The 12,028-nt window shown below is 65.1% G+C and carries 11 protein-coding genes and 1 tRNA gene; 5 read left to right on the top strand and 7 right to left on the bottom strand.

What is annotated here, in order from left to right; genetic code table 11:
- Positions 1 to 43 precede the first annotated feature (43 nt).
- Genes FFS18_RS13455 through FFS18_RS13445 form a run of 3 tightly spaced genes read right to left on the bottom strand, consistent with a single transcriptional unit; the run spans position 44 to position 2,129 of the window.
- Positions 44 to 784: a thioredoxin domain-containing protein gene (locus tag FFS18_RS13455; RefSeq protein WP_120215094.1), complete on the bottom strand. Its 741-nt coding sequence runs from the start codon at positions 782 to 784 to the stop codon at positions 44 to 46.
- A gap of 36 nt (positions 785 to 820) precedes the next feature.
- Complete coding sequence (locus FFS18_RS13450) at positions 821 to 1,537, bottom strand: thioredoxin domain-containing protein (protein ID WP_137871213.1); 717 nt, start codon at positions 1,535 to 1,537, stop codon at positions 821 to 823.
- A gap of 13 nt (positions 1,538 to 1,550) precedes the next feature.
- A complete protein-coding gene (locus FFS18_RS13445) occupies positions 1,551 to 2,129 on the bottom strand; it encodes a DUF721 domain-containing protein (RefSeq protein WP_137871212.1) in 579 nt (192 codons plus the stop codon).
- 117 nt (positions 2,130 to 2,246) lie between these two features.
- On the opposite strand from FFS18_RS13445, the gene FFS18_RS13440 reads away from it, so the two are divergent.
- Genes FFS18_RS13440 through nudC form a run of 3 tightly spaced genes read left to right on the top strand, consistent with a single transcriptional unit; the run spans position 2,247 to position 5,451 of the window.
- A complete protein-coding gene (locus tag FFS18_RS13440; protein WP_137871211.1) occupies positions 2,247 to 3,299 on the top strand; it encodes an A/G-specific adenine glycosylase in 1,053 nt (350 codons plus the stop codon).
- Positions 3,296 to 4,582, top strand: coding sequence for a serine hydrolase domain-containing protein (locus FFS18_RS13435; protein WP_137871210.1), 1,287 nt, complete (start codon positions 3,296 to 3,298; stop codon positions 4,580 to 4,582). The genes FFS18_RS13440 and FFS18_RS13435 overlap by 4 nt, the downstream gene beginning before the upstream one ends.
- Positions 4,582 to 5,451 carry an NAD(+) diphosphatase gene (nudC, locus tag FFS18_RS13430; protein ID WP_137871209.1) on the top strand — a complete coding sequence of 290 codons (870 nt, stop codon included), beginning with the start codon at positions 4,582 to 4,584 and terminating at the stop codon, positions 5,449 to 5,451. The genes FFS18_RS13435 and nudC overlap by 1 nt, the downstream gene beginning before the upstream one ends.
- A gap of 187 nt (positions 5,452 to 5,638) precedes the next feature.
- Here the strand turns inward: nudC and FFS18_RS13425 are convergent, their stop codons facing one another.
- The 3 genes from FFS18_RS13425 to FFS18_RS13415 all read right to left on the bottom strand — a co-directional run bounded on the left by FFS18_RS13425 (position 5,639) and on the right by FFS18_RS13415 (position 8,322).
- Positions 5,639 to 6,034, bottom strand: coding sequence for a DUF2497 domain-containing protein (locus FFS18_RS13425; RefSeq protein ID WP_443029455.1), 396 nt, complete (start codon positions 6,032 to 6,034; stop codon positions 5,639 to 5,641).
- A 104-nt stretch (positions 6,035 to 6,138) separates the two neighbouring features.
- Positions 6,139 to 7,620 carry a TolC family outer membrane protein gene (locus tag FFS18_RS13420; RefSeq protein ID WP_137871208.1) on the bottom strand — a complete coding sequence of 494 codons (1,482 nt, stop codon included), beginning with the start codon at positions 7,618 to 7,620 and terminating at the stop codon, positions 6,139 to 6,141.
- Positions 7,621 to 7,656: 36 nt separating this feature from the next.
- Positions 7,657 to 8,322, bottom strand: coding sequence for a protein-L-isoaspartate O-methyltransferase family protein (locus FFS18_RS13415; RefSeq protein ID WP_137871207.1), 666 nt, complete (start codon positions 8,320 to 8,322; stop codon positions 7,657 to 7,659).
- Between the two features lie 252 nt (positions 8,323 to 8,574).
- Between FFS18_RS13415 and FFS18_RS13410 the strand changes: the two genes are divergently transcribed.
- A tRNA-Cys gene (locus FFS18_RS13410) sits at positions 8,575 to 8,648 on the top strand.
- Positions 8,649 to 8,858: 210 nt separating this feature from the next.
- On the opposite strand, the gene rtcR is transcribed toward FFS18_RS13410, so the two are convergent.
- Complete coding sequence (gene rtcR / locus FFS18_RS13405) at positions 8,859 to 10,463, bottom strand: RNA repair transcriptional activator RtcR (RefSeq protein WP_137871206.1); 1,605 nt, start codon at positions 10,461 to 10,463, stop codon at positions 8,859 to 8,861.
- 313 nt (positions 10,464 to 10,776) lie between these two features.
- Here rtcR and FFS18_RS13400 point away from each other — a divergent pair, with 313 nt between their 5' ends.
- Complete coding sequence (locus FFS18_RS13400) at positions 10,777 to 12,003, top strand: RtcB family protein (RefSeq protein WP_120215102.1); 1,227 nt, start codon at positions 10,777 to 10,779, stop codon at positions 12,001 to 12,003.
- The last annotated feature ends 25 nt before the right edge of the window (positions 12,004 to 12,028 follow it).

Genomic DNA, 12,028 nt, shown 5'->3' with positions numbered 1-12,028 from the left:
GTCCCCCTCCCCACCGCTTCGCGGCAGGGAGGATTGCGCATCGTCAGCGCGCGCCCATCGTGCGCAGGCGGTCGCGCAGCGGGCCCCAGGTGTTGATGCCTTCGACGACCTGGCCGTTGAGGACGAAGGTCGGGGTGCCGGTGATTTGATATTTTTCGACCCCGGCGTTGGTGCCCTTTTCGATCGCCGAAACATTGTCGACCTTGCTCAGGCACGCCTGGATCGTCGCCGCCGGAACGCCGCGTTGCTGATAGAATTGGTCGATGCCCCAGCCTTTGGCGAGCGCGGTGAAGCGCTGTTCGGGCGGGAGCTGCATCGCGGCCTCGATCCCCGGCTGCGGCTTCTGCGCCCCGGCGATGAAGGCCTCATGCTCGAGGAAGGTTGCGTCGGCGAGCGGGAAGAAGCGGTCGGGGCCGGCGCACTTCGCGATCGCGCCGGCGATCGCGTCGACCGGGTGCAGCATGAACGGGGTCAGCTTGTACGACACGCGGCCGGTATCGACGAAATCGCGCTTCAGCTCTTCGTGCGAATCCTTGGTGAACTGTGCGCAATGGCCACAGGTAAAGGCGCCAAATTCTTCGAGTTTGATCGGGGCATCGGGATTGCCCATCACCACGCCGTCGCCATCGAAGCTGACGACCTGCGACCAGCTCTTGCCCGCGGGCGCCGCGACCTTGGCAACGACCTCCTGTTCCTTGGCAGGGTCGCTGGCGCCGCCGCCACAACCGGCAAGCGCGAGCGCGCCAAGCGAAGACAGAAGGGCGATACGAAGCGATGCGGTCATGATGTGCTGTTCTCCGGAAACAAGATGGGCAGGCTTTTACGATCCCTTGATCGCGAGGTCGAGTTTCGATTTGAGCGCGGGCCAGGCGGTGACTTCGGCGTTGCGGCCGTTGACGAAAAAGGTCGGAGTGCCGCCGACGCGGTCCGCGCCGTGTCCGATATTGGTCATTGCGGTCAGTTCGGCCTGTGCGACTTCGCTGTCGAGCGCGGCGTCAAGCTGTGCCTGCGTATAACCGCGCGCGCGCATCAGCGCGGCGAGCCCGGTATCGGCGGCGATCTTGCGGGCGCGCTGCGCGGTGGTGCCTTCGAACCAGCTGGTTTGCTGCGCCTCACTCGCGTTCTTCACCTTGGCCATCCACGTGTCGAAAGCGGCAAAAATTGCCTGATGATTGCGCGCGAAGGCCGCGGGGCCGCCGCAGCGCGCGAGCAGCGACGCGGTCATGTCAACGGGGTCGCGGACCAGATTGCGATATTCGAACAGCACCAGCCCGCGGTCGATATATTGCGTCTTGAGCGGCGCCGAACCGAGCTTGGCGAAATCGGCGCAGACGTGGCAGGTGTAGCTGAAATATTCGACCAGCCGAACCTTGGCGGCGGGGTTGCCGACGACATGCGCGCCGATCGAACTTGTCGTGACCTTTGACGACCAGGGCGCCGGCTTGGCCGGGGTCGCGGCGATCAGGGTCAGCGCGGCGCCCGATAGTGCGAGCACCGCGGTACGGCGATCGAGCGGGGAATCGTCAAAAACGGCCATCTCTTGGGGTCTTTCAACTGATCCGGGGAAGTTTGGGCGCCGCGGCCAGTCCCGATGCCATGCGTTCGAGCACGGTACGCAGTTCCGGGTCGCCGATGTCGCGCAAACTGTCCCCCAGCTCGGCGGGTACGGGTTTCAGCATGGCTGGCGGCTGAACGGGCGCGGCGGGCCTCACATGGCCGTGCGTCATGCGGACGTGCGCGACCGCGGCATAGCCGAAGAAGCGATTGACCGCGGTGATGATGTCGGGGGCGACATGTTGCAGCATCGGCGCGTGCGCGCCGCTGATCGTCAGGTGCAGCGTCCCGCCCGCCTTTGCCCCGACCGGAAAGCGGATCATCGCGGGCTGGGTGACGTCGGCGAGCCGGTCGCCGACGATCTCGCGCCAGCGGCTCACCACCGAGCTTTGGATGAAACCGAATTTGCGAAAGGCGGCACGGCCGATTTCAGGGACGAGGTCGGAAATCATCCGCGCTTCGCCGCCACGCGGGCGTTCATATGCGCGCTGGGCGGGCTTTCTGGCGCCGCCTTTCGCCCTGGCCTTTTTGGCTGGCCTGTCGTCTCCCGCATCTTTCGTCATCGCGGGTGCCATGCCATAGGCGAGGGGTGAGCGTCCAGACTTCGCGGCGCGGGACCTTCGGACGCCGGATATGATTTGCGACATTTTACCCTCACCCTTCCGGCGCTTCGCGCCTCCCTCCCTCTCCCGATGGGAGAGGGGAGGGGCCCGCCGGCGCAGCCGGTGGGAAGGGTGAGGGTGGAGTCCTTTTCCGACCGCCTGCTGGCCTGGTACGACCGCGCTGCGCGCGTGCTGCCGTGGCGGATCGCGCCGGGCAGCGACATTGTCCCCGATCCCTATCGCATCTGGCTCGCCGAGGTCATGCTACAGCAGACGACGGTCGCCGCGGTTGCGGGCTATTTTCAGCGTTTTACCGCCCGCTGGCCGACGGTCGCCGATCTGGCGGCGGCGGATGACGCCGATGTCATGGCCGCGTGGGCGGGGCTGGGATATTATGCCCGCGCCCGCAATCTGCTTGCCTGCGCGCGCGCGGTCGTGCGCGATCATAGCGGACGCTTTCCGGACAACGAGACGGCGCTGCGCGCGCTGCCGGGGATCGGAGACTATACCGCGGCGTCGGTTGCGGCGATTGCCTTTGGCCGCCCGGCGGTCGTCATCGATGCCAATATCGAGCGCGTGATGGCGCGCCACCGGCTGATCGAAACGCCGTTGCCGCTGGCCAAGCGCGAGATTCGCGCGGCGTTGGTGCCGCTGGTGCCGCAGGATCGACCTGGCGATTTTGCGCAGGCGCTGATGGACCTCGGCGCGACCATCTGTACGCCGCGCAGCCCCGCCTGCGCAATCTGTCCACTGATGGCCGACTGCCGCGCGCGCGGACGACCCGATGTCGAACGCCTGCCTGTCAAGCCGCCAAAGAAGGCGAAGCCGCATCGCCACGGGCTCGCGCACTGGATCGAACGCGACGCACGGGTCTGGCTCGTCCGCCGTCCCGACAAAGGCATGCTCGGCGGGATGCGCGCGCTGCCGGGAGGCGACTGGACCGATGCGCGTCCAACCGAGTCGGGGATCGCCCAAGTCGATCATGGCTTCACCCATTTCGACCTGACCCTGACACTGGTCCGCCGCGAATCCGCCGATGCCGCAGCGGAAGGCTTATGGTGGCCGATCTCGGACCTTGACGCCGCGGGGCTACCGACGCTCTATCGGAAATTGGTCGACAAGATGCTGGAGAGAGACGCATGAACATGATGGTTTCGCGCCGCGCGCTGCTCGGTGGGCTGGCGCTAGGCGGCAGTGCCGCGCTGCTGCCGCGCGCTGCCTTCGCGTGGAAGGAAAGCGGCGCACAGCTTTACCCCGCGACGCACGCGTTCATCAAAGGCTTCGTCGACCGCCGCGAACTCGCTGGCACGCTGGCCGCGATCGGCAAGGGACAGGCGCCCGCCGACTATTTCGGCGCCGGGGTGCAATCGATCAGCGATGCGGTACCGGTCGGCCCCGACACTTTGTGGCGGCTCTATTCGATGACCAAGCCGGTGACCGGCATCGCCGCGATGCTCCTGATTGAAGACGGCAAGATGAAACTCGACCAGCCGATCGCCGACTTCCTGCCCGCTTTCGCCAAAATGCAGGTGCAGACCACCCCCGACGGGTCGATCACTGATCTACGCCCCGCGAAAACGCAGATTACCGTGCGGCATCTGCTCACCCACACCGCGGGGCTTGGCTATAATATCATCCAGAAAGGCCCGATCAAAAAGGCCTATGATGACAATGGTATCGTCGGCGGGCAGGCGAGCCGGATGACGCTGCCGGGCTTTGCCGATGTGAAAGCCGCGCCTAGCCTGGCGGTGATGGCCGACCGACTCGCGGCGCTGCCGCTGGTCTATGAACCCGGCACCAAATGGAGCTATTCGATCAGCCTCGACCTGCTCGGCCGGGTGATCGAGGTCGTATCGGGGCAGCCGTTCGACGCGTTCCTGAAGGCGCGGTTGTTCGATCCGCTCGGTATGAAAAGCACGGGTTTCATGGTGGACGCAAAGGATGTCGGGCGCTTCACCAGCAATTATGCGTCACTCGGCGGCGCGTTGCTTCCTTTCGACCCGGCGACCAGCTCGATCTATCTAGATGCGCCGCCTTACCCCTTCGGCGGCGGCGGGCTGGTGTCGAGCGCGCGCGATTATGACCGTTTCCTCGTCATGCTGCTCGGCGAGGGCGAGACAGGCGGCAAGCGGATCATGAAGGTCGAGACGGCGCGGCTCGCGATGTCGAACATGCTGGACGATGCCGTCGATCGCAAAGGCACGTTCGTCGATGGACAGGGCTTCGGCGCTGGCGGGCGCGTTTCGTTGCCGACCTCGCCGGGCGGCGAAGGCCTGTTCGGCTGGGCGGGCGCCGCGGGCACGATCGGTTTCGTCCACCGCAAGCTCGGCTACCGCATCGCCGGCTACACACAGATCATGCCGCCCGAAACCGTGTCGTTCCAGGCGAAGTTCGGCGAAACGGTGATCAAGGACGTGCTGGCCTGATGCCCCTACCGTTGGGATTCACCGGGGCGTGGCTCGACCGCGCCGACCAGTTGCGGGTCGATGCCGATGGTTTCGCGGCCGCCCTGGCCGACCCGCGCGCGCGCTGCCTGACGCTCGACGGGATCGATTTCGTCCCCGGCGAACGGGGCGGGCTGCGCTGGGAGGCGCTCGACCCCGCCGACGATCGCCCGCTGTTGCTGCTCGGTTTGGACGACGCGGGCGTGCCGCATTTCGTTCGCGAAGCGCCCGCCGGGGTGCGCATCGACGCGCGTTCGCGCACCGTGATGCGGCTGCTGCCGCTGCTATCGGGGCCGGAGGCGGCATTATATGGCGGCGCGCGCAGCCTGGTCGACTGGCACGCGCGGCATCGCTTTTGTGCGGTGTGCGGTTCGCAGACGGCGGTATTTCGCGGCGGTTGGGGGCGGCGCTGCGGCAGCTGCCAAGCCGAACATTTCCCGCGCGTCGACCCGGTCGTCATCATGCTCGCCGAATGCGAGGGGCGCGTGCTGGTCGGGCGGCAAGGCGGCTTTCCCCCGGGCTTTTTCTCGGCGCTGGCGGGGTTCGTCGAACCCGGCGAATCACTGGAAGAAGCGGTGGCGCGCGAATTGTTCGAGGAAGCGGGCATTCGCGTAACGGACGTGACCTATGTCGCGAGCCAGCCCTGGCCCTTTCCATCATCGCTGATGATCGGTTGCCGCGCGGTCGCCAGCGACCCGGCGCTGACGCTCGACACGACCGAGATCGAGGCGGCGATGTGGGTCGATAGGGCCGAGGTGCGCGCTGCGCTGGCTGGTGACATGGGCGCGCCGTTCATTGCGCCGCCGCCACTGGCGATCGCGCGTTACCTGCTGGAGGAATGGGCGGGGTAGCTTAGTCCTCCCCCTTGATGGGGAAGGCAGGGAGACTTGCCAGCTTGCTGGCTTAGTCGCAGCGGTGGGGGTGTGTTCTCGGCCAGAAACGGCGATGGAAGGGCGCACCGTCACCCCCATCCAACTTCGCCTAGCCGCTGTGCGGCAAGGCTGCGTATCCTTCCCCCATCGAGGGGGAAGGGGGGTGCTAGATCCGCCGTCCGGTAATCCGGCTGATTTCCTTGGCCACCATGGCCTCGACCATGCTCGGCAGGTTGGCGTCGAGCCAGTCCTTCAGCATCGGGCGGAGCGCATCGAGCACGACATCTTCCATCGTGCGGCCGGCAGCGACGGGCGCGGCAGTCGTTGCGGCGGCAACGGCGGGGGCGATCGCGGCGGTCAGCGCATCGAGCGATTGGCGCGCCGCATCGGCGCTGGCTTCGGAGACGAGCTCGTCGGCCGCGGGTGCGGCATCGGCCTCATCCTCTTCCTCGTCGTGCAGATCGAGAATGTCTTCGGCGATCGCGGGCGTGATTTCGCGCGCCGTGCCGGGGGCTTCATCGCGTGCGATGACACGCCTGATCGACGACAAGATATCTTCCATCGACGGTTCCCGCGACATATCGCCCATAACCAACCCCCTAAACCATCGCGATTACCGGATGGTTAACTATCCTCTTACCGATTTGGGCGGTGTTTTGCCAAGCCTTATTGTCGCGGCGGCGCGGGCGGTCCGACCGGAACGCTGGCAGTTGCCGCGGGGATCGCGCGCGTGTCGGTCGCCTGTTGCTGCGGCGCCGGATCGTCGGCCCAGTCGAAAATCTGGCCCTTGACGCGGTTGTAATTGACCTCGGGGTCATAGAGCGCGCCGCCCTCGATCCCCAGATCGCGCGCTTCGGCCTTGCCCATGGCGGCGAGGACCGAGAAGGCGGCGACATAGGAGTTGCGCTGCGCCGACACCAGCTGGACCTGGGTGTTCAGATATTCCTGCTCGGCATTCAGGATGTCGAGGATCGACCGCGTGCCGACGCTGTTTTCGGCGCGCACGCCCTCCAGCGACAGGCCGTTGGCGCTCACCGCCTGCTGCGTCGCGGCGATGATCTGCTCGTTCGCGCGCCACGCGGCATAGGCGCCGCGCGTCTGTGCGATGACGCTGCGTTCGACCTCGACGTAATTTTCGATCGCCTGGCTGGTCCGCGATTGCGCCTGACGCACCTGCGCCGAGGGGCGCCCGCCCTGAAAGATCGGCACCGTCAGCGACAATCCCGCCGAAGCGCTCTTGGTGGTATTCTCCGACGCCGGATCATTCACCGAATTCAGATTGTTGTTATAGCCGCCGCTCGTCGTCGCCGACAATTTGGGCAAGCGTCCGGCGCGCGCCACGCCGATATCGGCGCGGCTGGCGTTGACCACCTGATTCGCCGCTTCGATGTCGGGATTGCTGGTCAGCGCGATCGCGACCGCTTCGTCGGGCGAGGCGGGCAGGTTCGGCAGCTGCGGCGGCTGTTCCAGGTCGACCGGCGCATCGCCGACCAGACGGACATAGGATTCGCGGCTGGCGATCAGATTCGCTTCGGCGGTGCGCAAATCACCCTCGGCCAGCGCAAGCCGCGCTTCCGACTGCGCGACGTCGGTGCGCGTCAGGTCACCAATTTCGAACCGGTCGCTCGTCGCCTGCAAATTGGTGCGCAGCACCGCGACATTCTTCTGGTTGAGCTGGACGATCGCCTGATCGCGGATCACGTCCATATAAGCGCCGACGACTTGCGCAAAAACGCTCGCTTCGGTCGCGCGCAGGTCAGCCTGGCCCGCCTCGACGCGAAATTTGGCGGCCTTTACCGCATTGCGCACCGCGCCGCCCTGATAGATCGGCACCGACACCTGACCGCCGACGCTGACGAAGCGTTTGGGCGAGAAAAAGCTGTTGCCGGGCAGCACCAGATTTTCCTGGTAATCCACTCCCACCCCGACGTTCGGCAGCCCACCCGATTTCTGGATCGGGACATTTTCGTCGTTCGCGCGCTGCCCGGCGCGCGCGGCGGTCAGCGTCGGGTTGTTTTCATAGGCTTTAGCCAGCGCATCCTGCAGCGTTTCGGCGTGCGCTGCGGTCGGCAGCAGCAGGGCGCCGACGGCGAGGCCGGCAAGCCAGCGGGCGCGGGGGAGAGGCCGTTTCTTATCGGTATCGAACATCATCATGTCAGCCTGAAACGAGGAGGGGATTGGCTTTTAGAATGTGAAGCCGGCCGCGGCGGCAAAACCCGGCAGCGGCGCGGCGTCCATGTCGGCAAAGCTGCGGAGCGGCACGGCGCCGCCGGCCTTGACCCCCTGGACCAGCCGCGTCACCGCGCCTTCGCGGCGGGCCGCGACCAGTCGGCCGCCCTCGGCCAATTGCGCGGTGAGTGCGTCCGGCAGCGTTTCGATCGCGCCGTCGATGATGATGCGATCGAACGGAGCCGCATCCGGCGCGCCGCCGTTGAGCGGCCCGTTGACCCAATGGATGTTCTCCTCGGCAGTCGTCGCAGCTGCGGCCATCGCCATCAGCTCGGCCTGATCCTCGACCGCGTGAACCTCGGCGCCAAGGCGCGCCAGCACCGCGGCGGTATAGCCCGTCGCACTGCCGATCAGCAGCACGCGCATGCCGGGACGGATTGCGGTGGCGACCAGCATCCGGCCGGTGACCAGCGGCGCGTTGAGTGCGCGGCCATGCCCCAGCGCAAGCGCGCGGTCGGTATAGGCGACGCTCGCCAGATGCGCGGGAACATGCGCCTCGCGCGGCACCGCCGCCATCGCGCCAACCACCGCCGCATCGATGACGTCGTTGGTGCGCAGCTGGCTGTCGATCATGGCAGCGCGCATGTCCGCCGCAGTGAATTCGCTAAACTTCGTCGCCATCAGCCTTTTCCGATTCCCTGGGGCCATGAACCTGTGCGGGGCAGCTCTAGCCCAACCGATGCTGTATTGCAATAGTAATACAGCCTGTGCCCGCATAGACGCGCATAGCTGGCAACGCCGGTGCCGCCAAGCCTGCATCATCGCATCGGCGACGGGCGCGCGGGCGAATCCTTGACAAGGCGGCGAAACCCCCTCACTAGCGGCGCCGTCCAACCCCCGGCCCATCCCCGACGGATGCGGTATCTGGCATGAGGCCCGATGGCGGAGTGGTGACGCAGCGGATTGCAAATCCGTGCACGCCGGTTCGATTCCGGCTCGGGCCTCCACCAAGTTTATCATTTAAAAACAACAACTTAGAACGAGAAATTTCTTCCCCACATTCCCTTAGGTTACAGGGATCTGGTGCCCTGATTGCGCGCCCGAGAGACTGAAATTACAAGGGAAATTTGCCGCGAATTGGGCCGCGAATGAGCAGAGTCTCTGCCGCAGAAAGTGCAAGTAGGGTTTTGATTTCTGAAAGCCGCGCTCGACGGCGACTATCGGTACCCGCCAACCGGTTGCTGAAGATCGGTCCACGTCAGATTAAAGCGAGCCAGATACTTGCGAAGGCGATCCGCGTCATTCGTGCTTGTACGCAACTCGCGAGACGCCGCGAACAGTTGCCGCCCTGCCTCCGACAGCGATCGGCATGCACGACAGGTTTTGACGACGAAGGCCAGTTGCACTCGGTCAAATGGATCAATCTCGGCCAGCTGGTCTCCACTTAGAATCAGGTCGAAAATATCAGCTTCGGATTTGTCGGCGTGCCAAGTAGAGCCCAGGCGCTTGATCTCAAGATCGACGGCGCCGACGTCGATCCGCCCGGTCGTGTTGAGCGTCGCCATTCGCGTGACGCTGGCGGCGAGATCGCGAAAATTTCCCTGCCACTTCGCGTCGTGGCTCTCCGCGAAGGCAAGATATCGTTGGCGCGCTTCCTTGTTGAAGGTGACCCGCGACCCTTCGCGCTCGGCGAAGCGTTCGAGCTCGTAATCAAGATTGGGTGCGATGTCTTCGCGGCGTTCGGCGAGGCCGGGAAGCGAAAAGGTCCAGAGGTTCAGCCGCGCGAACAGGTCGTCGCGGAAGCGGCCCGTGCGCACTTGCTCGACGAGATCGCGGTTGGTGCCCGCGATCAGCTGGAAATCGCTTCGCGTCTCGCTGTCCGATCCGACCGGCAGAAACCGCCCTTCCTCGATCGCGCGCAGGATCATCGCCTGTTCGTCAAGCCCGAGCTCGCCGATCTCGTCGAGGAACAGTAAGCCCTGGTCGGCGCTCTTGAGCAGCCCGGGACGGTCCTGCGCAGCGCCGGTAAAGGCGCCCTTGCGGTGGCCGAACAGCGCCGAGGTCGCGCTGTCGCCCTTCAGCGTCGCGCAATTGACCTCGACGAACGGGCCGCCGAGCTGGTGGCGAAGCTTCTTGAGTTCATAGACCTTCCGCGCCAGCTGACTCTTACCCGCACCGGTCGGTCCCATGAGCAAGATCGGCGCGCGACTACGGACTGCTACCTGTTCGATCTCCTCGATCATGCGGTTGAAGGCGGGGTTGCGCGTTTCGATCCCGCTTTTCAGAAAGCTCGCGCTCTCCGCGCTGGCCTCGGCGAAGCGCGTCGCGATACTGTCGTAGCGCGAGAGGTCGAGATCGATGCTGTTCCAGATGCCCACCGGTTGCGGTGCGCCGCGCTGTGGCTGCGTCTGCAGCAGCCGGCCGGGCAGGTAGCGCGCCTCGGTGAGCAGGAAGAGACAGATTTGCGCGACGTGCGTGCCCGTCGTGATGTGGATCAGATAATCTTCCGCGTCGGGATCGAAGGGAAAGCTGCGCGCGAAGTCGAGCAGCTTGCCGTAAACCTCCTCGAAATCCCATGCGTCGTCGAAGTCGACCGTTTGCGGGACGACCTCGGTCTCGGGCGATACGTCGGCGATGTCCTTTGCCACGATCTCGGCCAGCCGGCGGTGATGGCTGCCGTGGAGCAGGATGAAGCGATCGACGCGCAGATCCTCCTGCATGCAGATGCTCACGCTCGGCCGCCACTTGTTCCAGCGTCCGGCGTCGAACTTGCCCGCGTCGAGGGTCGAACCCAGAAATCCAAGAACGGTCAGCGGCTTCATGTCATTCTTATACATATTTATAATGAACGATACAATGATATCTCAAAATCCAATTTGTTTCGCCGGACTGATTTTTTCGTTTCAGAAAATATTGCAATTTATCAAAATGATGATCCAAGTTTTGGTATCGGCAAGCGGTTTGGCACGGCTTCTGCATTATGTTCGGTGCCGGGGTTCACGTCGCCCGGTACGACGCGGGAAGAGGGGTGGCCGGAATGGGCCGGCCGCCCCCAAGCGCCCAAACGACGTGGAAGGATTCAAGGGCTCGCCATTGCTACAGCGCTGCCCCAAGGAAGCGAAGAGGAGGTCAGCCATGACCCAGACGACCTATGAAGTGCTGAACGTCGAGGGCGGACGCCCGGTCAAGATGTGGACCCGCGGGGTTCCGGTCGAGGATATGGCGCGCGCGCAGCTTCGCAAGGCGGCGCAGATGCCGTTCGTGTTCAAGCATGTCGCCGCTATGCCCGACGTCCATGTCGGGATCGGCGCCACGGTCGGATCGGTGATCCCGACCAAAGGCGCGGTGATCCCGGCCGCGGTCGGGGTCGACATCGGCTGCGGCATGATGGCCGCGCGCACCACGCTGATGGCGCACGACCTGCCCGACAATCTGGAGGGCATCCGCAGCGCGATCGAGGCGGCGGTTCCGCACGGCCGGTCGGTCGGGCGCGGCCAGCGCGATCACGGTTCGTGGGGCGATCCCCCGGCCGCGATCGTCGACGCCTGGGCGACGCTGGCCGAACGCTTCGGCCATATCGTCGCCAAGCATCCGCGGCTGAAGAACACCAATAACCTGACGCATCTGGGGACGCTCGGGACGGGCAACCATTTCATCGAGCTGTGTCTGGATACCGAGGGGCGGGTGTGGGTGATGCTGCATTCGGGATCGCGCGGCGTCGGCAATGCGATCGGCACCTACTTCATCGAACTGGCGAAGAAGGACATGTGCAAATGGTTCATCAACCTGCCCGATGAAGACCTCGCCTATTTCCCGGAAGGGACCGACCATTTCGACGATTATGTCGAGGCGGTCGGCTGGGCGCAGGACTTTGCGGCGCTGAACCGGCGCATGATGATGGCGAATGTCATCGCCGCGCTGCGGCTCCAGATCGCCAAGCCCTTCGAGGCCGAGGCCGAAGCGGTGAACTGCCATCACAATTATGTGACGCGCGAGAATCACTTCGGCGAGAATGTGCTCGTCACCCGCAAGGGGGCGGTGCGTGCAGCGAAAGGCACGATGGGGATCATCCCGGGTTCGATGGGCGCGAAATCGTTCATCGTTCGCGGGCTGGGCAACGCCGAAAGCTTCGACAGCTGCAGCCATGGCGCGGGCCGCGTCATGAGCCGCACCGCGGCGAAAAAGCTCGTCACCCTCGACGAGCATATCGCTGACACCGCGGGCGTCGAATGCCGCAAGGACGAAGGCGTCATCGACGAGACGCCCAAGGCATACAAGCCGATCGAGGCCGTTATGGCGGCGCAAGCCGACCTCGTCGAGATCGTCCATACGCTGAAGCAGGTGGTATGCGTGAAGGGGTGATCCCCTTCACGCCGCCATCGCCAAC

This window comes from Sphingopyxis sp. 2PD, from assembly GCF_005503695.1.
In the GTDB taxonomy this organism is placed as follows: domain Bacteria; phylum Pseudomonadota; class Alphaproteobacteria; order Sphingomonadales; family Sphingomonadaceae; genus Sphingopyxis.
The sequence above is the reverse complement of the archived record's forward strand: the minus strand, read 5'-3'. Positions and strand labels throughout refer to the sequence as shown.